Raw genomic sequence first — 21,990 nt, forward strand, 5'->3', positions numbered from 1 at the left:
ACTATTAAATACAGAGAGTTAAGTGCAAATATGTTAATGTTTTTTTTGTTTTTTTACATATTCCCTTAGCCATAGATCAATATAACGAGTAAAAACAGTATTGGCACTAAGAATAGCTAATATCAAACCATGGCGACCATCTAAAAAACCACGTTTTAGGATATACATCTTAAAGAAGCGAAAAAAAGCATGAGAAATTGCACTACTCAAACTTGTTTTCTTTTTTCCTTCACGTTGATCTGCCCATGCTTTCATGTAATGACTTGTTTTTTTTGTATATTGGTGTAATTCATCGTAAGTGTAATGTAATAGCCTACCATTTAAGAATTCTATTTTTAGACTCGTGGGAACTATCACACTCTCATGAACTAATGCATCGTTATATTGTGTTTTGTTGGTTTTATATAAGCGTAAAACCCAATCAGGAGACCAGCCTGAATGCTTAATTTTTTTTCCGAAAGCGGTACTTAAGCGATTCACTTTATGAACGGTATTGGACTTATTGGCTTTTACTGCATTAAGCACGTCTTGTTTTAGCTCTGGTGTCACACGTTCATCAGCATCTAACCATAATACATAATCAGAAGTGATATGTTGTTGTGCTAATTGACGTTGTTTACCAAAACCAGGCCACTCTTCATTTACTATGAACTTATCAGTAAAGCTTCGAGCAATTGCTTCTGTTGAATCGGTACTGCCTGAGTCCATAATAACTATCTCATCGACCCAGTCTGCAACGGTCTCAAGACAGGCTTTTAAATGTATTTCTTCATTTTTAACAATAAGAGCAACCGCTAAGGTTGGAGGCGTTGTTGGTACTGTCATTATATGCCCTCTTTGGCGGTGTTATTGAGATTAGTGGTTAAATGTTCAAACACAGTTGTGATCATATCAAGACTAATATCTTGCATGATATGGTCGCCTTTAACGCGAGTACTCCATTTTAACTCATCAATCGATTTATTGTGTTGTGTCGTTACGTGTTGTTCATACACACTAACGACATAAGGTAAGCTGTTATAAGGGCCTGTTCGTTTGGGATTACTGTGGCCATATAGCCCAACAACAGGGGTGTCTTGTGTGGTAGCAATATGAGCGGGTCCTGAATCAGGAGCAATTACAACCTGTGCTTTATTTAATACCGCAGTTAATTGCTTTAACGAGGTTTGACCTATTAAATTAATAATAGGTAGCAGTGTTAAAGATTCAATATTTTTACCAAGTTGTTTCTCCCTCTCACTTGGCGCTCCACATAATATCACTTGATAGCCATGCTCAGTTAACCAATCAGCCAATTGAGCATAGCGCTCAGGGAGCCAGTTACGTTCATCTTTACTTGCAGCAGGGGAAATAACAACATAAGGCTTATTTGTTGGGATATGTTCATCAACAAAAGATAAATCTGCACTGGATAATGGAATATTCCAAGTTGGCTTACTCTTTGGTACACCTAAATATTCAACAAAAGAGTAAAAACTGTCGAGAACATGTGCCGATGCAGTATCTTCAATTTTACGATTAGTGAATAGCCATTGGCCTTCTTTCGCGCGCTTACGGTTAAAGCCCACTTTATATTTGGCTTTAATACCGAGGGTTAATACGCTCGCTCGTAGTGCCAATTGCATATGGACTAAAGCATCAAAATGTTGATTTTTTAATTGTGCCCAAATTGCTTTCATGCCTTTAAATCCCAATTTTTTATCAAAAGGGATGACAGTAATATTGGGTAAATCATGAATTAATTGCGCTTCTACTTTACCAACAATCCACGTTATTTTAGTACTTGGCCATTCTTTTTGAATTGCTTGAACTGCCGCTATAGCATGGCAAACATCCCCAATTGCAGATAAGCGTAGGATGCAGAGAGAGTTAGGGGCAGAAGTGAATAAAGCCATAGAGATGTTAACCCAAGAAGAATGAGTTAGAATTATGCTATTAACGGTCATAAATGTAAAATGGCAGAGCGAGAAAGAGACTAGGAACTATACGCTACGCTAACTAGAGACTATAAGAGCAGGGTTCAGAGGAGCTTGCTTTTAGCTCCTCCTCTTTATCGATATAGCTACTTGGCTATAAATGTTGATATAAGGGGAGGTTGGGAGGGGTTGCTAGTGAATGACTAGAAGTTATAAAAATACCTAGCTTTTGATCTTATAGTTTCTAGAAGCGAAGCGGTCTAGTTAGCGCAGCGTATAGTCTCTAATTATTTAATATTGGAGTGTCTGTAACATGCAAAAAATCCAAACAAAAAAACAAACCATTTGGTATGACGACTCAATCTTAGCAGCCCCACCAGAACAGTGCTGTGATCCCGAATTTTGGCAGCAACAAGATAAGGTAATTGGCTCAGCTCAAGGGCGTGGTACAACATGGTTTGTAGCATTAGATAATATGGACGCTGCGCTGCGTCATTATCGCCGTGGTGGGTTGTTTGGAAAGCTAATTAAAGACCACTACATTTTTACTGGTTGGGAACAAACACGAAGCTATAAAGAGTTTCAGCTTCTTAACACCTTAATAGAAGCAGGTGTTAATGTACCAAAGCCAATTGCAGCGAGAAGTGTAAAAAGAACTTTTTGTTATCAAGCGGACTTACTAAGCCAAAAGATCCCAAATGCTCGTGATCTTGTGGCTATTTTGCAAGAAAAGCCATTATCAAAAGAGATCTACCAAAAGATTGGTAATGAAATTCGTAAAATGCACGCAGTTCAAGTGAACCATACAGATTTAAATATCCACAACATTTTAATTGATGATAACGACAAAGTTTGGATTATTGACTTTGATAAGTGCTACCAACAGAAAGGCGATGAGTGGAAGGAAAATAACTGGGATAGATTAAAGCGCTCGTTTATTAAAGAGGTTAATAAAAGAGGCATCTATTGGAAGGAAGAAGAATGGGCTTACCTTCTTTAAGGTTATGGAAAGGTAAGGCCGTTCTTTATTATCTATTAAGTTGAGCTAAAGCTAGTGAAACGACTTTATTAGTCGTTATTGCGTTAATGCATTTATCCTCTTCATTTGGAGTAATGGCCCAAGAGTGCTCATGTGAATAAAACCATTCACTCATCGTATTGTATGGTGAGGCCTTTGAATTTTTCCATCCCCATAAAGTAATTAATGGGACGGTTAACATTTGGAAAATATGAGTTGGTCCACAATCATTAGCAATAGATAGCTTTGAGGATAGAGCTAATTCAATCAAATTAGGCACTGTAGGGCTATGATGAATTTTGGTTGGAATATTTGCAATCTTGTTTGGAATACTTTCTTCGTAATGCTTTTCGTCTGGCCCAAGAACCCAGTTAATCACAGTTAACTTAGGATATTGTGTCGCAATTTTATCTACAGCTGCTAGATAATGCTTTAGATTCCATCGTTTATAATCACCGGCACCACCACCTGGGAGTAAAGTTAATCCCATACTTTCTTTTGAGATGTTAGTATCTACTAGCGATTTGATAATATTAGGAGTGTAATGTCTGCTTCTAATAGTATTGAGTAGAGCTAGATGGCTGTTCGCAATATATTGAAATCCCTTATGAACTTTTAGGTGTTTTTGGTAGCAGCATTTGTGTAATTTACTATCACTGTGGCCAAAGGTTTCTTTTATCTTACTTAACCCAATAGCCATATGCACTTTGTCGGAACCGGAATATAAGTTATAAGCGACATCATATTGCTGAGCGTTAAGTTCATTAATTAATTTAATAAAGCTGAATTTTTTATAATTTATGAGAGAGTCTGCAGCATTCACGGTAAGTAACAGCTTGCTTTGTTCGAATTTTGACCATATATCTATTATTGCATTAGGATACTCTTCTTTTAATGCACATAAAAAAGGCAGTTGAGTTAGAATATTCCCAAAGTGTGGTCTACTTGGGACAAAGACCGCTATTTTCATTGTGACTTTCCTTTTGTTTCTACAATCGTATGAAAGTTATTATATAACGTTTAAATTTTTTCAGTACAGAAACTAAGGAATACATCAGGTTAATTATGTTGATAGCATCTAACTTTAAGCAAAAACTTCATAGCTATGGCTGGTTCATTTTAATCAATAGCTTAGTTGCAATGGTAATTGCGACTCGTTACTTCGCTTTTTTGCCAGAGATCCCAACTGACGTATTGGGGCTAAGTTTTCTGGTCTCAGGCACTTTTAGCCAAATGGTATTACTTGCTGGGGTAATAGGCTTAGTTGCACTTCCTACACTCTTTATTTCAAACAATAAAATTAGAAATGGATTGCAAGCACTTATAGCTTCGCTTGGTATTGCTGTCTTATTTATCGATACGTTAGTGTTTGCACAATATCGGTTCCACATTAATGCGGTTGTGCTTGAGTTAGTACTATCTGGACAAGTAGTGAGTTTTCCATTTATTACATGGATAACAGTTATTGGTGGGGTGATTGCCCTTGTTGTAGGTCAATATTTATTGATTTCATGGCTAGAAAAACCAGCAGCGATAACACAACATAAGTTAGGCCGTAAATTTGCTCTTATTACATTCTTCGCATTATTAGCAACACATGGTATTCATATTTGGGCAGCAGCGAATGCTTATCAACCAGTGACTACCGTTAAGCGTTATTTACCCGTGTTTTATCCTGCGACATCAACAAGTATGATGAAAAAATATGGTTGGGTAAACGAGGAAGCTATTGCTCAACAAAAAGCCATGAAACTTAATCGTAAGAGTGATTTGAATTATCCATTGGCACCATTACAAAAAGAAGCGGTTGAGAAGCCAATTAACATAATGATCCTTGCTGTTGATTCATGGCGTGCAGATACATTCAATGCTGAAAATACCCCAAACATGTGGCAATACGCACAAGATGGGATGATTTTTAATAATCATATAGCAACAGGTAATGCGACACGTACCGGTATCTTTGGTCTATTTTATGGTATTCCAGGAACGTATTGGCATGGCTTCTTAGCGAATCAAAAGTCACCAGTGTTGATTGACCGCCTTCAAGAATTAAATTATGAAATGGGAATATTCACAGCTGCTCAGCTTGAGAAGCCTGAATTTAATCAGACTGTATTTAAAAATATCCCTAATTTACGTATTAAATCAGAAGGGAACTCACCATCAGAGTTAGATAAAGATTTAACTAAAGATTGGTTAGAGTGGTACAGCAAACGTGATACTTCCAAGCCTGCATTTTCATTTTTATTTTACGATGCACCACATGGTTATGATTTTCCTAAAGACTACGAACATCGTTATGAACCAATGTTAGATAATATTAACTATTTAGAATTGAATAACGATAGTGATCCAACACCTTTCTTTAATCGCTATAAAACCAGTGTCCATTTTGTTGATAGTGTAGCAAAACACGTATTAGATAAATTAAAAGAAACAGGTGATTTAGAGAATACGATTGTGATCATTACAGGGGATCACGGACAAGAAATGAATGATAATCGCATGAATTTCTGGGGACATAACAGTAACTTTACTAATGCTCAAGTAAACGTACCCTTTGTGATCCTTGCCCCTGGGGTAAATGGTAAAACATTAGATTGGAGTGCGGATGATTTAACCAGCCATCAAGATGTAGTGCCAACATTAATGAAGCACTATCTGGGTATTACTAATAATATTAAAGATTACTCAGTTGGTGAAGATTTACTAGGTAAGCATGTAGATAGAAATTGGATTATGTCTTCTAATTATAGTGGCTATGCAATTATTGATAAAGAGTCTATTTTAGAAGTTGGGGCGACTGGTCAGTATCAACTGCTTGATAAAAAGAACCGTCCATTAAAAGATGCGAAACTAAATTATCAGCATCTTCAAGAAGCGTTAGAGCAGATCAGTCGATTTAGTAAATAATTACTTTGAATGCAATGGCATAAAATAAGCTTGCTGTATGAATAATTGGCTCTGAAGCTAAGTTGATTGGGGATATTACAATTGATGAAAACTGTTTTATTGGAGCTAATGCTATAATTACAAAAAATATATATGGAAATAGTTTTGTTGTTGGGAATAATAAATATATAAATTCTAATGGTTAACTAATGTTTTTCGTCTTATTATTTTTTAACTATAATGTTCCCATGAATTTTACAGCGATAAGGTATTAAATAGTCTATGAAAGACAAGTTAATTATTATAGGTGCTGGTGGCTTTTCTAAAGCCATAATTGATAGTATTGATCATGACATTATAGATCTTATTGGTTTTATTGATACTTATAAAAGTGGCAATCATCAAGGTTATCCTATTATAGGTAATGATCTCAATGATATTAATCGCCCTCAAGATTATGTCTATTTTATAGGGGTTGGAGATCCTAATATTCGTTATGATTTTTTATCTTTATTAAAAGAAAAAAAACTACCAATTATTAATATAATCGATAAAACAGCAATTTTATCTCGTAATCTTGAATTAGGAGATGGTATTTATATTGGAAAAATGTGTATTGTCAATAGTGATACAACGTTGCGAGATGGTGTTGTTATTAACACTCGAGCATTAATTGAGCACGGAAATATAATTGGGTCTTGCAGTAATATATCAACAAATGTTGTTTTGAATGGCGATGTAAGAGTTGGAGAAAAAACGTTTATTGGAAGCTGTACAGTCTCTAACGGACAGATAAATATTGGTTCAAATAGTACTATTGGATCAGGTTCAGTTATAATAAAAAACATACCAAATAATGTAGTTGTTGCAGGATCTCCAACTCGTTTAATTAGAGAGCTAAAATAATGAATAAGATTTATATTGTTGCTGAAATTGGTTGTAATCACAATGGTGACTTTAAACTAGCTAAAAGAATGGTTGATGAAGCTAAACTTGCAGGAGTTGACGCTGTTAAATTTCAAACGTTTAAAGCAGACCAATTGATATCTAAAATTGCACCAAAAGCTGAATATCAAATCAAAGTAACTGGTAATGAAGAGTCTCAATTAGACATGACTCGTAAGTTAGAGTTGCCTTATGATGAGTTTATTAAGCTTGAAATATATGCAAAAGAGCTAGGCTTAGATGTGTTTTCAACGCCATTCGATTTTGATTCTATTGATTTTTTAGCAAGTCGAAATCAAAAAATGTGGAAAATTCCATCGGGAGAGTTACTCAATTTACCTTATCTAGAAAAGATAGCTCGTTTACCGATAGAAAATAAAGAAATTGTAATATCAACTGGAATGGCGACAGTTGATGAAATTAAGCTAGCTCTTAATGTATTAAAAGAGAATGGGATTGAATCTGAAAATATTACGATTTTACATTGTAATACAGAGTATCCAACACCATTTGAAGATGTAAACCTTAATTCAATTGCAGGGTTTAAAAACACATTTTCAGAATATAAAATAGGTTTTTCCGATCACTCTCCTGGCTATTTTGCTGGTATAGCTTCTGTACCTTACGGTATTACTTTTATCGAAAAGCACTTTACGCTAGATAAAAACTTTGATGGACCAGATCACAAAGCATCGGTTACCCCTGAAGAGTTAACTTTATTATGTCAAGGTATTCGTTCAGTCGAGCAAGCGCTTGGCAGTTATGAAAAGCTAGTTACAAACTCTGAGCGTAAGAATAAAATTGTTGCTCGTAAATCGATAGTTGCTAAGTCTGATATTAAAAAAGGAGATATTTTTACGTTGGAAAATATCACGACCAAACGCCCAGGAAATGGCATTAGCCCTATGTCATGGTATGAGGTATTAGGTAAAAAAGCAGAGCAAGATTTTACAGAAGATCAGCTTATTGAACATTCTGAATTTATTGCACAAGAGGCATAAGCATCATGACTCTCAAGAAAATAGCAATTATTCCAGCACGTTCGGGATCAAAAGGTTTACCGAATAAAAATATTTTAATGTTGTTAGATAAACCTTTAATCGCTTACACCATTGAAGCTGCAATTAATTCTGACTTATTCTCGAGAGTCATTGTTTCAACTGACTCATTAGAATACAAACAAATTTCAGAGCAGTATGGAGCTGAGGTCATTATGCGAACGGCGGAGCTTGCTTCTGATACTGCTACATCGTTTATGGTTATTGAAGATATTCTACAGAAAACGTGTGATTTTGATTATTTTGTTTTATTACAACCAACATCACCATTTCGTAATGCTAAGCATATTCAACAGGCGGTCGACTTATTTGAGAAGTCTGTAGATACTAATTTTGTAGTATCAATGTCAGAAAGTAATAAAGGTGCGGATCTAATTAAACCGATTGACAGTGATTTAAGTTTAAAGCATTTCGATTTAGATTTTAGTAATTATCGTCGTCAAAATAACAAAGAATATAGCCCAAATGGTGCTATATTTATTGCTAAAAATGATGCGTATTTACAAAGAAAGCATTTCTTTGGTTCTGATAGTTTAGCCTATGTAATGAATAAAACAGATTCTGTTGATATTGATGATAGGTTAGATTTTGAGTTAGCAATTAGTATTCAAACGAATAAGAACAAGAAAAAAATATTACTTGATGCCATTCATAAGCGAATTTTTGAAAAGAAATCAATGATGCACCGTGGCTTGCCGATTACTTTGATTGGACATTCTATTTTTGATTATTGGAATGTAGATACATTAAATGATCAAACTGTAAATAATTTAGGAATTTCAGGAATTAACAGCCAAGAGTATTTAAATTTTATTTTAGATGAAAAATTAATTACGACAGTGGGTGATAAGGTTATTTTGTTTGCAGGAACAAACGATATTGTTATTGATGGGTGGGCACAAGATAAAACGATAGATTGGATAACACAAACGATTACTAAATTAATGGAAATTAATCCATTCGTTCAGATTTATTTACTTTCAGTACCACCAGTTAGAGGGCGTATTGATCGCTGTAATAATGTCATTAAAGAGTTAAATTCATGTTTAAAAAGACATTTTGATAATCTTGATAATCTTGTTTGGGTTGAATTAAGCTCATCATTTTATGATGAATTTGGTAATTTATCTGCTGCATTTACCCATGATGGTTTGCATTTTTCTGAGTTAGCATATCAACAATTAGAACGAGAAATCACGGAAGTATTAAAATGAAAAAAATCCTTTATGTAACAGGGTCTCGTGCTGAATACGGGATAATGAAGAGATTATTACTTTCTCTTAAAAATGATGCGGATCTTGAATTAACGATCGTCGCTACAGGGATGCATTGTGATCCTAAGTATGGATTAACTTATAAGGTGATTGAAAGTGATGGCTTTAGTATTGATAAGTTGATTGATATTGATATAGATACTTCTAATAACGCTAAGATTTTACATTCAATGTCGATTTGTCAAAGTGAATTTGGGAAATATTTTCAGAATGAAAAATTTGATGCTGTGATGATTCTGGGTGATCGTTATGAGATTTTTTCGGTTGCGATAGCTGCAGCAATGCATAATTTACCAATTATTCACTTACACGGTGGTGAAAAGACATTGGGTAACTATGATGAGTTTATTCGTCACGCGATCACGAAAATGAGTAAATTACATCTAGCATCAACAGAAGAATATCGTCAACGTATAATCCAAATGGGTGAATATCCTGAGACTGTTTTTAATATTGGCGCATTAGGGGCTGAAAATAGTTTATTGATGGTTCTCCCATCGAAAACTGAATTATCTCAACGTTTTGGGCGCTTAGATAAGCCCTATTTTATGATTGCTTTTCACCCTGAAACATTAACGGTAGTTTCCGTTGTGGAGCAAGTCTGCGAGTTATTAAATGCATTGAGTAAAGTGAGTGATGAATATGATTTTGTATTTATTGGGTCAAACTCAGATACTGGCTCAGATGAAATTACGATAAAAATTAAAGAATTTTGTAATTTAACTCAATCTCGTTATATGACATCAGTAAAACCAGAAGAATACTTAGCCTTAAATAAACATTCTCTTGGTTTAATTGGTAACTCGTCATCGGGGTTAATTGAAATTCCATCCTTACAAGTAGCAACGATTAATATTGGAGACCGCCAAAAAGGTCGAGTTAGGGGACAAACCGTAATTGATTGTCTTTGTATTGAAGAAAGAATAGTTGAATCGATTGTTTTGAGCCAAAGCAATGAGTTTAAAGAACAAGTAAAGAAGGCAGTAAATCCATATTATCAACAACGAGTATTAGAAACGGCGTTAATGCATATTAAGGTATTTATGCACACGCCATCACTTGAATATAAAGACTTTTATGATATTAATCACTGTAATTAATAACATCGATCTCTTTTAGTTGTTTCTGCAATGTATTTTGAAAGTTTGTATTCGGATGTGTGCTGAAGAACGCATAAATAGGCATGTCTGGATACAGTAATTTACATGTAAACATAACAGTAGAATAATTCCCGATTAATGCTGATAATTGTATTTTTTTATCAATCAATTCAATTTCTAACGGGTATTCGCTGTCATGGTAAATTATTTTTTTATTTTGTTTCAACAGATTACAAACTTCTTCTTTTTCAGTTCGATGAGGAAAATAAATTATTTCCTTATCAAACTTACTAACAATATTATCTAAAATCTGTAGATATTCGTCGATTGTTTTTTGATTTTTATCTCCAATCGCGCCTTGTCCTATAAAACCAATAGGTGCATTTTCATTATATAATTTAGGGTTTCCATAACGGTTTTTTAGCTGTTCTAAACTATTTTTATGAACTTTAAATCCTGCGTTATCTAATTTAAATATACTGAATATTTCTAGCTTCTTCGATTGAGGTAGTAAGCCAATAGGCTGACATCCATTGAATCTTATGATTAAGTCTTGAAGGAATCTGGGGCGATTGAATGGTATTTTAGGAATAATATAGGTAGGATATTCAAGAAGCGTTAAAGTACCATCATCAAAATATACTTCTGTATTTATAGGTAAGTTTCTGATGAGTAATTTAGTTCTCCAGCCATTATATTCTGCATAAAAGAAACGCTCAATATCTTGAGAACCAATCAGTTTTTTTATTTCTTTGATTGCCTTTGGGATAGATAAACTTCTATTACCTCTGTTTATCGATATTATATGATTCCAATCATTCTGGTTAATTAAATTGTGCTGCTGCTTTAATCCTGAAGCACTTTTTTGATTTACTAGTAATAGGATATTATTTTCGCAATTAAAATAATGCTTTGCTTCTAATACACAAATATATTGTAAAGGTGATGTGACTAAAAATAAATTCATAATATTATAGTTTTATATAATTAACTGTATTTAATAAAGCACCTTGATTGAGTTTAACAATACGTGCTGCATTTTTTATCATTGAATTGCATCTTTCATTGTTGCAAAACAAAGTTGAAAGGTTTGATGGCAATTGTTCTGGTGATGCTACTATTTCTAATGCTGAATTATTTGATAATAAATCGACTATTTCTTCAAAATTAAAGTAACTAGGACCAGTAATAACTGGGATACCTAGAGCTGCTGGTTCAAGGACATTATGCCCGCCAACTTTATCTCCCAACAAGCTTCCACCCATAAAGCAGACATCTGATGCACCAATCAACGTTAACATTTCACCCATAGTATCACCAAGATACACTTGAGTATCGGAGCTAATCACTTGGTTTGAAGTTCGTTTAACACAAGTAAACCCTGATTGTAGACATAATTCAAATACAGAGTTAAAACGCTCTGGATGTCGGGGCACTAAAATGAGTAGAGCATTAGGAATGGTTTTTAGTAATTCTTGATGTGCTGCTAACACCTGCTCATCTTCACCTTTATGAGTACTAGCAGCAATCCAAACCGAGCGTTCAGAACCTAATTCATGACGAAGTTGTTTTCCTGATTCAATAACATCATCTGTAATTTCAATATCAAATTTTACCGAGCCAGTAACATGCACTCTTTTTTCATCAATACCTAAAGCTATAAAACGGTCTGCATCATCTTGATATTGACAACAAACGTGAGTTAAGTGCTTACCCAATAAATTAAATATCGGTTGAACTTTCTTATAACCTAAATAAGACTTTTCAGAAAGGCGAGCATTTAACACTGAAATAGGGATACCAAATTTGGCAACGGTATACAGTGTATTTGGCCACAGTTCTGTTTCCATAATTAGCATTTTTTTAGGGTTAGTGGCTTTTAAAAAACCACGTACAGCAAAACTAAAATCAACCGGCATATACCTATGCTCAACTAAATCACCTAGTTTGTTGATTTGCTCTGCTCCTGTACTTGTTGTCGTAGTAACAAGAATTGGTTGCTCTGGATTCTGTTTTTTTAATGCCTTAATTATTGGAGTTGCAGCGATAGCTTCACCAACAGAAACCGCATGAACCCAAATAGGGCGCTTCGTTGTTTTGAGAGGTGGTGTAAAACCAAAGTGTTCTTTCCAGCGAGATCCAAAAGGCGGCTTTCCCTCCTTTTTCTTATAAAGAGAAAGAAAAAGAAAAGGAGATACAATGCTTAAAAGTAATGTATAGATAAAGCGAAGCATGGATTAATTAAATTCCTGAATATATTGATTTATGATGATTTTCCCATCAAATTTATTTAATGTCTCTTGAACAAAAACAGCAAAGTTGTCGTTCCACTCTAGAGATAAAGCGTGATGTATTTTTTCAGCAAGAGCTTCGGGGGTTTCTCTTGCTAAGAAAGCTTCCAGCTGCCCGTTCATTATTTGTTTTACACCGCCTTGGCTATCAGTTGAGACAACTCTTGTCCCACACGCTAGAGATTCAATGAGTACCATACCTAGGCCTTCGAATTTTGAACTTAAAACAAATAAGTCAGCCTGTTGATACCAAGGAAAGGGGTTATTTTGTTGCCCTTTAAAGTATACTCGATCAGATAAGCCAAGCTCTTCAACTGTAGCCTTTATATTAGATAAGTCTTTACCTGCACCAACAATAACAAGGTCTTGCTCAATCTTATAATTAGATATTGCATGATGGTAAGCGCTAACAAGAAGAGTAAAGTTTTTTTGAGGGACAAGGCGACCTAATCCTAATATATATGGATTAGGATGCAGAGGCTCGTTTCCCGATTCGGCATCTTCTTTGATTTTATTAAAATCATTAGGGTTATTAAGTGTTATTGCTTTTTGTGGTGAAATATCATGAGTTGCACACATATCATTAAAACTGTCCAGTGCACCATTTGAAACACAAACGACATTTCTTTCTTTAAATAATTTTGTAAAAATCCATTTCGATAACTGGCCATACATATGCTTTTTTTGAACATTTTCACAAACATAAACAAAACGTTTATCTTGTATTGGCCAGATGTGTTCAAAAGTACCTTGGCCTCGAAAAATAATTAAATCAAATTTGCCATTGTGTTTTTCTAGATTTTTTAACTGTCTTTTAAATGCAATCGCTTCTGCGTACGCAAACCAAATTGGAAGTGTTTTTCTAAAAATAACATTTAAAAATTGGCAGATGATAAACCAAATAACGCCAATACCACTTGATAATACCATTTTCTTAAGATTAAAAAGTCGTAGTGGTATTGCACTATTTCTTGGCTCTATTTCTTTCTTTCTGTTTTTTAGATAAATCAGATCTGTAGTATGTCCAGCTTCATGAAATGCATCGGCTAAATTAACAGCGACGCGCTCCATACCACCCATCTTTAAACAGTTCACGACTACAGCTATTTTCATATCATATCCTTATAATAATCGAGAGATTACCTTTTGAGGAGGAAGATCTTTTAAACACTTCAAATGTCCAAGTGGGCATTCACGTTTAAAACAAGGGCGACATTTAATATCTGTACTTACTATATCCACTTTCTCAGCTAATGGCGGAGTATACTTTGGTGATGTTGAACCATATACACCAACCACATGACAACCTACCGCCGCAGCAACGTGCATTAAACCTGAATCATTACTCACAACCGTTTTACAAGCGGCAAGTAGATCAACGGCTTCAATTAAGCTTGTATTGCCAGCTAGATTAAATACTTTAGCTTGGTTATCTAAATCGACCAAAGATTTAATGGTTTCAGTTGTCTCTTTATCTTTCGCAGAGCCAAATAGCCATACTTGGTGGCCTTGGTTAATCATTTCGTTAGCCACTGCTGCATAATGCTCAACAGGCCACTGTTTTGCAGGGCCAAATTCAGCGCCCGGGCATAAACCAAGTACAGGTTTTTCCATAGATAGAGCAAACTTAGCAAGCGTTGCTTGTTGAGTATTTGTATCAATAGAAAGCTTAGGCCGAGGTAAATTATTTAATCCACCTAATGAATTTGAATTAATCATTTCAGATTTAGGGTGTGCTAGTGCCACATAGCGTTCAACCATATACTGGAAGGCTTTTTTATTTGGACGTAAATCATTAAGTAAGCCGTAACGCATTTCGCCTTTCCAACCAATACGTTTTGGAATATCAGCAAACCAAGGGATCAAAGCTGATTTAGCAGAGTTAGGGCAAATATAAGCATGAGTATAGTTATTGGCTTTAAGCTGTTTACCTAAACGGCGGCGTTCAAATAAATCAATATCACCATGACCAAGTGGCATTTCAATTGCTTGATTCACTTCTGGCATACGTTCCAAAATAGGTTTACACCATACAGGAGCCATAACATCGATAATGGCTTTAGAGTGTAGTTGTTTTAATGTGATATATAGTGATTGAGACATCACCATATCACCTACCCAAGATGGGCCAATGATTAGTATTTTCATGAATTCTGTTCTACTGATTTATTATCTATTGACATTAATAGTATATAACAAATAACAAGGATTGTTTTTGCACCAAAGGTGGTTAATGGAACATCAGTTAATCCGCTAATAAAATAGCTTGTGATAAGAGAGGTGCCAGCAAAGGCTATAGATAGATTCTCTTTCCTGATGTGATAGAAAGCTTTAGTAAAATAAAAATAGAACAGGGTAAGGAATAGAACGCCACATAGTCCATAATATGCATACATTTGTAAATATTCATTATGGAAATGATTGTAGCTATTTATCCATTTGGATAAAGGGTTATGTAACAGATATTGTTGGTAATTAGAATAGCCAATTCCAAAGATTGGAGAAGAAGATCCCATTTCGAATGCTGTTACCCATAAACCAAATCTAGTACCAATAGAACCATTATTTTGTAATTGATGCGCTGTTTTTTCATTAGTTATGCTAGAGTCTTCTTTAATTGTTTTCTTTATAGTAACAGTTGGTTCTTTTTTTATTATATTGACACTTTCAACGACTGAAATGGATTTAGATACTTCATTTTTAGCTACGTTAAACCTATCTGTAATTGGTGAGTTTAATGTAATTATTACCATTAATGATATTGTTGATATCGTTAATAATTTATTCTTGTTATAGAATAAAGCAGCAATAATTAAAAGTAATGTAGGTACAAATGATAAAAATGAGCCTCTTGACTGACCAAACAATACGACTTGATAAGACATTAGAATAATTATTGCTATAAATAAAGCCATTTTTTTATTTTTCTCGAATAAATAAAATGATGCAAATATAGCGGAGATAGCTGCGATTATACCGGTGTAAGTTATAGAGCTAATGCCAATTTTAGGTCTTGTGATTCCTAGGTGTAAATAATAATTAAATATTGAAAAACAAAGTATTATAAATATTCCGAGTACGTAGATGCAGGTTGTTTTCTTTATTTTTAATTGTTGTAAGGAAAAAATTGAGAGAGTAGCAATGATAAGATAAAAATCTTTTTCTAGATACTTACCTGATGTATCCCCCATTATTACGCTGATAAATACAGGAGTAAAAAGAAAAGCAAAAGGTAAGAAGTAAAATTTATGATTACACTTCTTTTCTTTGATTAAGAAAAGTGAAATTAGAGATAATATAGAAGTTAGTATTAATGTTATTTTATAATCTAATGTATTTAGAGAAAAACCAATCAATGTTAATAACATTAACACAAGGATTAAGTAATTCAGTTTATTATTTTTCATAAGAAGACTTTAAATTTAGGTATGTGTTTTTAATAGAATAAAGAAGCTCGGCTTCATTAGATATATCATTAATACAGATTATTAATGGTTTTGTTTTTTCTATAATCAAAAGTTCATTTAAATTTCCATTTGTTATATTTAAAAATGTATTTTTAAATATGCTATTAATGATTGATCTAGATTTTATATTTTTTTGATAAATTGGCTTTGCTTTTTTAACTGCGATTTCATGAAATGCATAAAGAGCATGAATTGAAACTGGAGTTTGTCTAAACTTTTCATGAAATGACTTTTCTAGTTTATTGAAATATAAATTATATATTTTTTTGTATCGTGATTTTACACAGCACCTAATACCATGTTTTATATTGTATCGGACAAGCACTCCTGTTTCTTGTTCAACTAGTACTCTTGCATTAAAAATAGATTGTTGATTATAAGTGAAATTGTTTTTTAATTTTATTTTTTTTGGAAATAAAGTGGATGTAAATATTACAGGTTCACTTTGTTTAAAAAATAATGAAGAGGAGCACTCTTTTCCAATTAATACATCATCGTTTAAATATAAATAATGCTCTGATAACGAATCGATATTATGAATATGAGCTTCAATAACACTAGAGTTAAATGTTGGTAAGTATTCATTAGGTATAATGTTTTTATGATCAATAATAGTGATGAAATCATTTGAACGTAACCAACTAGGAATTTGCTCGTCCGTAATAATGTAGATATGGTTTATCCATGGTGCATTTCTGGCTACTGAACGTAATGAAATTTTCAATTCATTATTATCTGCATATCTAATACTTTCATTATTTTTGCAACATGGGTTATGTAAATTATAATAATGCTCCTTTTTTTTATTCCAAGAAGCATCATTATTATTGACCCAGCAATAAACAAGATCTATTTTCATTATTTTACCAAAACTAATGCATTATAAGTTTAATTCACAATCGCCATATACTCAGCAACGCCTTCCGTTACCGATTTAAATTCCACATCACAACCAGCAGCACGAAGCTTAGTTAAATCAGCTTGAGTAAACTCTTGGTATGCGCCTTTTAAATGCTCAGGGAAAGGAATGCTTTGAACTTCGCCTTTACCGTGGTGCTTGATAACCGCATCAGCAACAGCTCGGAATGGTTCAGCTCGGCCAGTACCACAGTTATAAATACCAGAAACACCGTTTTCTAAGAACCAAAGGTTAACCGCAGCAACATCGCCAACATAAACGAAATCACGCTTAAATTGGTCACTGCCTTCAAACAATTTAGGATCTTCACCGGCATTCATTTGGTTGTTTAAATGAAAAGCAACAGAAGCCATAGAACCTTTATGTTGTTCACGAGGACCATACACATTGAAGTAACGGAAACCAGTAATTTGAGAAACAGTCTCACCATGTTCTTCAGCATCAGCCCATAGGCGACGAACGTAGTTATCAAACTGTTGTTTAGAATAACCATATACGTTTAACGCGCCTTCATACTCACGCTCTTCAACGAAAGTATCAGTATCGCCATAAGTCGCAGCAGATGATGCATATAAGAACGGGATCTCACGTTCGATACAAAAATGAAGTACTTCTTTAGAGTATTCATAGTTGTTCATCATGATGTATTTGCCATCCCATTCAGTCGTTGCAGAGCAAGCACCTTCGTGGAAAATAGCATCAATTGTACCGAAATCATCACCCGCCATAATTTGAGTAATGAAGTCTTCTTTATCCATGTAATCAGTGATATCAAGATCAACTAGGTTCTTGAATTTCTTGCCATCTTTAAGGTTATCAACCACTAAGATATCGTTAAAGCCTTTGTCATTTAAAGACTTAACAATGTTGCTGCCAATCATGCCAGCGCCGCCAGTTACAATGATCATTTTGATACCACGATTTATTAAGATAATTGGTTGAATTGTAGCAAAGAAAGGATCAAAAGGCAGCGGTAATTTTATGAGTTAGCCATTGTTACTAGAAACTATACGCTTCGCTAACTAGAGACGATAAATGCATATCGTTGTGAGTGACTCATGAGATATGAACCGAAAAGCAAGTTGTAAGTTGAATGAATGAAGCAGATTAATTAAGTATCGGATACGTAATGAATAAAAATTGAGCTATAAAAGTTAATAGCTAGAATGTATGAGTTAGTGATGAATTTGATTAATCAGTATTACTGGCTTTTATATATAGTCTCTAGTCACGCAGTGAATACAGTTAGCAAAGCGTATAGTTTATTTGAAATGGAGTAATCATGCTAACACCCCCAAAAAACTCAACCCAAGCAACAAATTTTGAAATCACCCTAAAACACCACGGCGGCAAACTCGGCGTTACTGGCTCTTGTCACGAACTTACCATTAATAATAACGGTAACAATCATGGAATACTTATAGATTGCGGATTATTCCAAGGCAAAGATGCGAAAGATAAACACGGCAATGAAAGAAAACTGGATATTGAATTTCCTATTTCACACCTAAAAGCACTCATTCTCACCCATACTCATATCGATCATATCGGGCGACTGCCTTGGTTATTAGCAAAAGGCTTTAAGCAACCTATATACTGCACACCCGCCACCGCAGAGTTAGTACCATTAATGCTAGATGATGGATTAAAATTGCAACTCGGGTTAAATAAAGGCCAAAGAGCAAGAGTATTAGAACTAATAAGAAAACAAATAAAACCCATCCCATACAACCAATGGCACCGAATCCCACTCTCTTCTATCTCTCGTTCTTTACGCTCTTCCTCGCCCCTAAAAACTAGTTCCTCATACTTGCTTCTCCGCTTCCAACCCGCAGGTCATATCCTCGGCTCCGCCTATGTCGAAATAAAACTCCCCAACAATGACATCGTCGTGTTTTCAGGAGACTTAGGTCCCTCAAATACCCCATTATTACCCGATCCAATCTCACCTAAACGCGCAGATCTTTTAATAATAGAAAGCACCTACGGCAATAAAATTCACGATAGTGTAGAAACCAGAGCGAAGCGTCTACAAGACATTATTGAGCGTTCTTTAGAAGATGGTGGCGCAATTATTATCCCCGCATTTTCAGTCGGAAGAACCCAAGAGCTATTGTTTGATATCGAGCACTTAATCCATCACAACAACATTGACTCAAAAATCCCAATAATCTTAGATTCACCACTCGCCAACAAAGTCACCAAACAATACCGACGCTTTAAAAAATTATGGAGTAAAGAAGCCAAGATCAAGCTAAGTAACCAACGTCATCCACTAAACTTTGAACAATGCATCACCATAGAAAGTCATAAAGAACATATGCAAATCGTCAATCGCCTAAAAAGTACCGCCGAGCCTTGCATCATCGTCGCAGCCAGCGGCATGTGCGCAGGTGGCCGGGTTATGAATTATCTAGAAGCGTTATTACCAGATAAACGTACAGATATCATCCTTGCAGGGTATCAAGCCCACGGAACACTAGGGCGAGATCTTCAAAATAAAAAAGAAACCGTCTGGATAGATAATCAACCGATTGATGTTAATGCGCAAATCCACACCATGTCTGGGTATTCAGCTCACGCCGATCAAGCAGATTTGATGAAATTTGTTGAGGGAATTGAGGAGGGGAAGAAAGAGGTTGTTGTAGTGCATGGTGAAGATAACGTTCGCGAGGAGTTTGAGAGAGTGCTGGAGACTAGAAACTATATGCTGCGCTAACAGAGACTATAAGAGCAGGTATGTATATGGATGGTGTTTATTTACTTACACAATATGAAAGGAGTAAAGTGTGTTATTTGAAAAGTTAAAAGTATGGCAGCGTTCTGCTCGATTGGCTTGTGATGTTATTGAATTATTTGAAGGAAATAAGAACTATGCATTAAAAGATCAAATCCTACGTTCTTCGTTATCTGTGCCGTCAAATATATCAGAGGGGGAAGAACGAGAGACAATAAAGGAGAAAATTCGATTTTACTATTACGCTAAAGGATCATGTGGAGAACTACTTACGCAGCTATTGATAGCAATTGAAACCTCAAGTGTGCCAAAAGAACCCGCGCTTATTTTAGTTAAAGAAACACGAGAAATTGCAAAAATCATCGCAACAATCATTCAAAAAGATAAGAGAAAAAAGTGAAATGTGTTTTTTTGATCTTATAGTCTCTAGTTAGCGCAGCGTATAGTTTCTAGTCTCATATAACTTTTTCGGTTACAATTTTTAAATACTTGAATTTATTTGGCACGGGAAAGAGCAATGAAAACAAAAGACAGGATCATTCACGGCGCCTTAACCCTCTTCAATGAAAATGGCGAACGCAACATCACCACCAACCATATCGCCGCGCACCTTGAGATAAGCCCAGGCAATCTTTATTATCACTTCCGCAATAAAGAAGAAATTATCCATTCTATTTTTAATAATTATGCTCAAGAGCTAAAGATTCGTTTTCAGCCAATTCACTTAGATGAGCAAGCAAAAACACCAAATTTTCAGGTGATGCTTAACTATTTAGATTCTATTTTTGTATTAATGTGGAGTTATCGATTCTTTTACGCTAATTTACCTGATATTTTAGGCAGAGATCAAACTTTGCAGCTAAAGTACCTTCAAGCTCAACAAGATCTAAACGATAACCTTATAAGCATAATGAATAATTTTCGTCATGCTAAATTAATAGAGTTAGATGATGATGAGCTTGCTGCATTAACGAAAACGTTGCATTTAGTGTCATCGTGTTGGATTAATTATCAGACAGTAATGTCATCTGACGTAAAAATCACAGAAGCCGTTATTTACCAAGGTATGATTCAAATGTTGAATGTTGTGCGTCCGATAGCGACAGATTTAGGACGCCAGCAGATTTTAGAGTTAGAAAAACATTATAAAGAGCGGATGAAGTAAAGCATCAGTTCTGAATTGATCAATTTAGAATAAAAATAAGCATTATAAAAAGCCATTTTTTACAGGAACACAAATGAAGCAATCATCACCGCAATTACCTGATTACCCACAATCATCATTTCAAAACGATGAGATTGATCTTAAAGAGCTTTTTATCGCGCTTTGGAAAGGAAAAATCACGATTATTTTATGCACTTTAGTGTTCGCTATTGGTGCTGTGCTTTATGCTTTAACCGCTCAAGAGTTGTGGTCATCTAAAGCCAAAGTGATGATCCCACAAGTTCATGATTTTTCTGAGTATCGAGATCAAGTAAAACAATATCAACCAATTTTTGATATTTATCAAGATGATGGAACAGTATTAGTAAGTCAAGAATTAGATTCATTGGTTGATAATAAAGTGTTATTTCAAGGTTTTATTAGTGCGTATAACTCTTCTAATAATAAAAACAGATTTTTAGATGGAAGTGTCGAATTTCAAGCATTTAAAGCTCAACTTGATACTGATACTGATACTGATAAGATTGAAGCAACTCGTAATCTATACTTTGAGTGGTTTCAAAAGATAAGCGCCACTGCTGTTGATAAAAAATCAGGTGTTTCTCCATATACTATTAGCTTACAAGCAACGACAAAAGAAAGCAGCTATACGTTATTAAATGAATACATTTCTTCAGTAAAATTGGTTGTATTCAATGATGCTTTAAGTAACCTTCAAGCTGTGGTAAATGGTAAACGTAATGAGTTACGTCAACAAAAAACAATCTTAGAGGCGCAAGCAAAAAACCGTTTAATTGTCGAAATTGAGAATTCACAATACGGGGCAGAAATTGCAAAAGCTGCACAACTGAATAAGCCGATTCAAAATATGGGAAATAATGAATTATTTGAGGTTGGCTTAGGTGCTCAAGCATTAAAAGCGAAGATTAAAGCCCTTAAATCAGTGACAAATTTAAGTGTCATTGAACCACGCTTACAACAAATTGATGCGAAACTTGAAATGCTTAAATCGATGAAAATTGATCGAAATATTAAGTTTCAACCTTTTCGTTATTTAGAAAACGTAGAACAACCTATCACTCGAGATAAGCCAAAACGTGCGCTAATCGCTGTATTAGGAACCTTATTAGGCGGAATATTAGGTGTTGTGATAGTTTTAGTTAGGTTTGCATTTAGAAAAGAAGATTAGGAGCTTAGGATTCAGA

The 21,990-nt window shown here is 34.6% G+C and carries 20 protein-coding genes; 10 read left to right on the forward strand and 10 right to left on the reverse strand.

Annotated elements, in window-relative coordinates; genetic code table 11:
- Positions 1 to 33: 33 nt before the first annotated feature.
- Both BTO22_RS18235 and BTO22_RS18240 read right to left on the reverse strand, forming a co-directional pair.
- Positions 34 to 825 carry a glycosyltransferase family 2 protein gene (locus BTO22_RS18235; protein WP_105056717.1) on the reverse strand — a complete coding sequence of 264 codons (792 nt, stop codon included), beginning with the start codon at positions 823 to 825 and terminating at the stop codon, positions 34 to 36.
- Entirely contained in the window at positions 825 to 1,895 is a 1,071-nt protein-coding gene (locus BTO22_RS18240; RefSeq protein ID WP_105056718.1) for a glycosyltransferase family 9 protein, read from the reverse strand. The genes BTO22_RS18235 and BTO22_RS18240 overlap by 1 nt, the downstream gene beginning before the upstream one ends.
- A gap of 334 nt (positions 1,896 to 2,229) precedes the next feature.
- Between BTO22_RS18240 and BTO22_RS18245 the strand changes: the two genes are divergently transcribed.
- On the forward strand, positions 2,230 to 2,916 hold the full coding sequence (locus BTO22_RS18245; RefSeq protein ID WP_105056719.1) for a 3-deoxy-D-manno-octulosonic acid kinase: 687 nt from the start codon (positions 2,230 to 2,232) through the stop codon (positions 2,914 to 2,916).
- 28 nt (positions 2,917 to 2,944) lie between these two features.
- Here BTO22_RS18245 and BTO22_RS18250 read toward each other — a convergent pair whose 3' ends face one another.
- Complete coding sequence (locus BTO22_RS18250; protein WP_105056720.1) at positions 2,945 to 3,904, reverse strand: glycosyltransferase family 9 protein; 960 nt, start codon at positions 3,902 to 3,904, stop codon at positions 2,945 to 2,947.
- A gap of 95 nt (positions 3,905 to 3,999) precedes the next feature.
- Here BTO22_RS18250 and BTO22_RS18255 point away from each other — a divergent pair, with 95 nt between their 5' ends.
- The 5 genes from BTO22_RS18255 (at position 4,000) to neuC (ending at position 10,206) form a co-directional block, all read left to right on the forward strand.
- Positions 4,000 to 5,850, forward strand: coding sequence for a DUF3413 domain-containing protein (locus BTO22_RS18255; protein ID WP_105056721.1), 1,851 nt, complete (start codon positions 4,000 to 4,002; stop codon positions 5,848 to 5,850).
- Positions 5,851 to 6,111: 261 nt separating this feature from the next.
- Entirely contained in the window at positions 6,112 to 6,735 is a 624-nt protein-coding gene (locus BTO22_RS18260; RefSeq protein ID WP_105056722.1) for a NeuD/PglB/VioB family sugar acetyltransferase, read from the forward strand.
- On the forward strand, positions 6,735 to 7,775 hold the full coding sequence (neuB, locus tag BTO22_RS18265; RefSeq protein WP_105056723.1) for an N-acetylneuraminate synthase: 1,041 nt from the start codon (positions 6,735 to 6,737) through the stop codon (positions 7,773 to 7,775). The genes BTO22_RS18260 and neuB overlap by 1 nt, the downstream gene beginning before the upstream one ends.
- A gap of 5 nt (positions 7,776 to 7,780) precedes the next feature.
- On the forward strand, positions 7,781 to 9,046 hold the full coding sequence (locus tag BTO22_RS18270; RefSeq protein ID WP_105056724.1) for a cytidylyltransferase domain-containing protein: 1,266 nt from the start codon (positions 7,781 to 7,783) through the stop codon (positions 9,044 to 9,046).
- Positions 9,043 to 10,206 carry a UDP-N-acetylglucosamine 2-epimerase gene (gene neuC / locus BTO22_RS18275; RefSeq protein WP_105056725.1) on the forward strand — a complete coding sequence of 388 codons (1,164 nt, stop codon included), beginning with the start codon at positions 9,043 to 9,045 and terminating at the stop codon, positions 10,204 to 10,206. The genes BTO22_RS18270 and neuC overlap by 4 nt, the downstream gene beginning before the upstream one ends.
- On the opposite strand, the gene BTO22_RS18280 is transcribed toward neuC, so the two are convergent.
- The 7 genes from BTO22_RS18280 to rfaD are packed head-to-tail and all read right to left on the reverse strand — an operon-like array spanning position 10,190 to position 17,791.
- Positions 10,190 to 11,173 carry a glycosyltransferase 52 family protein gene (locus BTO22_RS18280; RefSeq protein ID WP_105056726.1) on the reverse strand — a complete coding sequence of 328 codons (984 nt, stop codon included), beginning with the start codon at positions 11,171 to 11,173 and terminating at the stop codon, positions 10,190 to 10,192. The genes neuC and BTO22_RS18280 overlap by 17 nt on opposite strands.
- Before the next feature lie 4 nt (positions 11,174 to 11,177).
- On the reverse strand, positions 11,178 to 12,440 hold the full coding sequence (waaA, locus tag BTO22_RS18285) for a lipid IV(A) 3-deoxy-D-manno-octulosonic acid transferase (RefSeq protein ID WP_105056727.1): 1,263 nt from the start codon (positions 12,438 to 12,440) through the stop codon (positions 11,178 to 11,180).
- Between the two features lie 3 nt (positions 12,441 to 12,443).
- Positions 12,444 to 13,610: a glycosyltransferase gene (locus BTO22_RS18290; RefSeq protein ID WP_105056728.1), complete on the reverse strand. Its 1,167-nt coding sequence runs from the start codon at positions 13,608 to 13,610 to the stop codon at positions 12,444 to 12,446.
- A gap of 9 nt (positions 13,611 to 13,619) precedes the next feature.
- Positions 13,620 to 14,645 carry a lipopolysaccharide heptosyltransferase II gene (gene waaF, locus BTO22_RS18295; protein WP_105056729.1) on the reverse strand — a complete coding sequence of 342 codons (1,026 nt, stop codon included), beginning with the start codon at positions 14,643 to 14,645 and terminating at the stop codon, positions 13,620 to 13,622.
- A complete protein-coding gene (locus BTO22_RS18300; protein ID WP_105056730.1) occupies positions 14,642 to 15,904 on the reverse strand; it encodes an O-antigen ligase family protein in 1,263 nt (420 codons plus the stop codon). The genes waaF and BTO22_RS18300 overlap by 4 nt, the downstream gene beginning before the upstream one ends.
- Positions 15,894 to 16,823, reverse strand: a complete 930-nt coding sequence (locus BTO22_RS18305; protein WP_105056731.1) for a Stealth CR1 domain-containing protein — start codon at positions 16,821 to 16,823, stop codon at positions 15,894 to 15,896. Before BTO22_RS18305 ends, BTO22_RS18300 begins: the two co-directional genes overlap by 11 nt.
- 29 nt (positions 16,824 to 16,852) lie before the next feature.
- The gene (gene rfaD / locus BTO22_RS18310; RefSeq protein WP_105056732.1) at positions 16,853 to 17,791 is read right to left on the reverse strand and encodes an ADP-glyceromanno-heptose 6-epimerase; all 939 of its coding nucleotides are present in this window, start codon (positions 17,789 to 17,791) and stop codon (positions 16,853 to 16,855) included.
- Between the two features lie 374 nt (positions 17,792 to 18,165).
- Between rfaD and BTO22_RS18315 the strand changes: the two genes are divergently transcribed.
- The 4 genes from BTO22_RS18315 to BTO22_RS18330 all read left to right on the forward strand — a co-directional run bounded on the left by BTO22_RS18315 (position 18,166) and on the right by BTO22_RS18330 (position 21,974).
- Positions 18,166 to 19,602: an MBL fold metallo-hydrolase RNA specificity domain-containing protein gene (locus BTO22_RS18315; protein WP_105056733.1), complete on the forward strand. Its 1,437-nt coding sequence runs from the start codon at positions 18,166 to 18,168 to the stop codon at positions 19,600 to 19,602.
- A gap of 70 nt (positions 19,603 to 19,672) precedes the next feature.
- Positions 19,673 to 20,020, forward strand: coding sequence for a four helix bundle protein (locus BTO22_RS18320; RefSeq protein ID WP_105056734.1), 348 nt, complete (start codon positions 19,673 to 19,675; stop codon positions 20,018 to 20,020).
- A gap of 117 nt (positions 20,021 to 20,137) precedes the next feature.
- Positions 20,138 to 20,785: a TetR/AcrR family transcriptional regulator gene (locus tag BTO22_RS18325; protein ID WP_105056735.1), complete on the forward strand. Its 648-nt coding sequence runs from the start codon at positions 20,138 to 20,140 to the stop codon at positions 20,783 to 20,785.
- A 73-nt stretch (positions 20,786 to 20,858) separates the two neighbouring features.
- Positions 20,859 to 21,974 carry an LPS O-antigen chain length determinant protein WzzB gene (locus BTO22_RS18330; protein ID WP_105056736.1) on the forward strand — a complete coding sequence of 372 codons (1,116 nt, stop codon included), beginning with the start codon at positions 20,859 to 20,861 and terminating at the stop codon, positions 21,972 to 21,974.
- The last annotated feature ends 16 nt before the right edge of the window (positions 21,975 to 21,990 follow it).

This window comes from Aliivibrio sifiae (assembly GCF_002954705.1).
GTDB classification, from domain to species: Bacteria; Pseudomonadota; Gammaproteobacteria; order Enterobacterales; family Vibrionaceae; genus Aliivibrio; species Aliivibrio sifiae_A.

What these genes read in the sequence shown, in the direction of transcription:
- BTO22_RS18250 (WP_105056720.1), bottom strand. Translation starts at nt 3,904, where the DNA reads ATGAAAATAGCGGTCTTTGTCCCAAGTAGACCACACTTTGGGAATATT.
- BTO22_RS18290 (WP_105056728.1), bottom strand. Translation starts at nt 13,610, where the DNA reads ATGAAAATAGCTGTAGTCGTGAACTGTTTAAAGATGGGTGGTATGGAG.
- BTO22_RS18305 (WP_105056731.1), bottom strand. Translation starts at nt 16,823, where the DNA reads ATGAAAATAGATCTTGTTTATTGCTGGGTCAATAATAATGATGCTTCT.
- neuC (WP_105056725.1), top strand. Translation starts at nt 9,043, where the DNA reads ATGAAAAAAATCCTTTATGTAACAGGGTCTCGTGCTGAATACGGGATA.
- BTO22_RS18260 (WP_105056722.1), top strand. Translation starts at nt 6,112, where the DNA reads ATGAAAGACAAGTTAATTATTATAGGTGCTGGTGGCTTTTCTAAAGCC.
- BTO22_RS18330 (WP_105056736.1), top strand. Translation starts at nt 20,859, where the DNA reads ATGAAGCAATCATCACCGCAATTACCTGATTACCCACAATCATCATTT.
- BTO22_RS18270 (WP_105056724.1), top strand. Translation starts at nt 7,781, where the DNA reads ATGACTCTCAAGAAAATAGCAATTATTCCAGCACGTTCGGGATCAAAA.
- waaA (WP_105056727.1), bottom strand. Translation starts at nt 12,440, where the DNA reads ATGCTTCGCTTTATCTATACATTACTTTTAAGCATTGTATCTCCTTTT.
- neuB (WP_105056723.1), top strand. Translation starts at nt 6,735, where the DNA reads ATGAATAAGATTTATATTGTTGCTGAAATTGGTTGTAATCACAATGGT.
- BTO22_RS18255 (WP_105056721.1), top strand. Translation starts at nt 4,000, where the DNA reads ATGTTGATAGCATCTAACTTTAAGCAAAAACTTCATAGCTATGGCTGG.
- BTO22_RS18300 (WP_105056730.1), bottom strand. Translation starts at nt 15,904, where the DNA reads ATGAAAAATAATAAACTGAATTACTTAATCCTTGTGTTAATGTTATTA.
- BTO22_RS18280 (WP_105056726.1), bottom strand. Translation starts at nt 11,173, where the DNA reads ATGAATTTATTTTTAGTCACATCACCTTTACAATATATTTGTGTATTA.
- BTO22_RS18315 (WP_105056733.1), top strand. Translation starts at nt 18,166, where the DNA reads ATGCTAACACCCCCAAAAAACTCAACCCAAGCAACAAATTTTGAAATC.
- BTO22_RS18325 (WP_105056735.1), top strand. Translation starts at nt 20,138, where the DNA reads ATGAAAACAAAAGACAGGATCATTCACGGCGCCTTAACCCTCTTCAAT.
- waaF (WP_105056729.1), bottom strand. Translation starts at nt 14,645, where the DNA reads ATGAAAATACTAATCATTGGCCCATCTTGGGTAGGTGATATGGTGATG.
- BTO22_RS18240 (WP_105056718.1), bottom strand. Translation starts at nt 1,895, where the DNA reads ATGGCTTTATTCACTTCTGCCCCTAACTCTCTCTGCATCCTACGCTTA.
- BTO22_RS18235 (WP_105056717.1), bottom strand. Translation starts at nt 825, where the DNA reads ATGACAGTACCAACAACGCCTCCAACCTTAGCGGTTGCTCTTATTGTT.
- rfaD (WP_105056732.1), bottom strand. Translation starts at nt 17,791, where the DNA reads ATGATCATTGTAACTGGCGGCGCTGGCATGATTGGCAGCAACATTGTT.
- BTO22_RS18245 (WP_105056719.1), top strand. Translation starts at nt 2,230, where the DNA reads ATGCAAAAAATCCAAACAAAAAAACAAACCATTTGGTATGACGACTCA.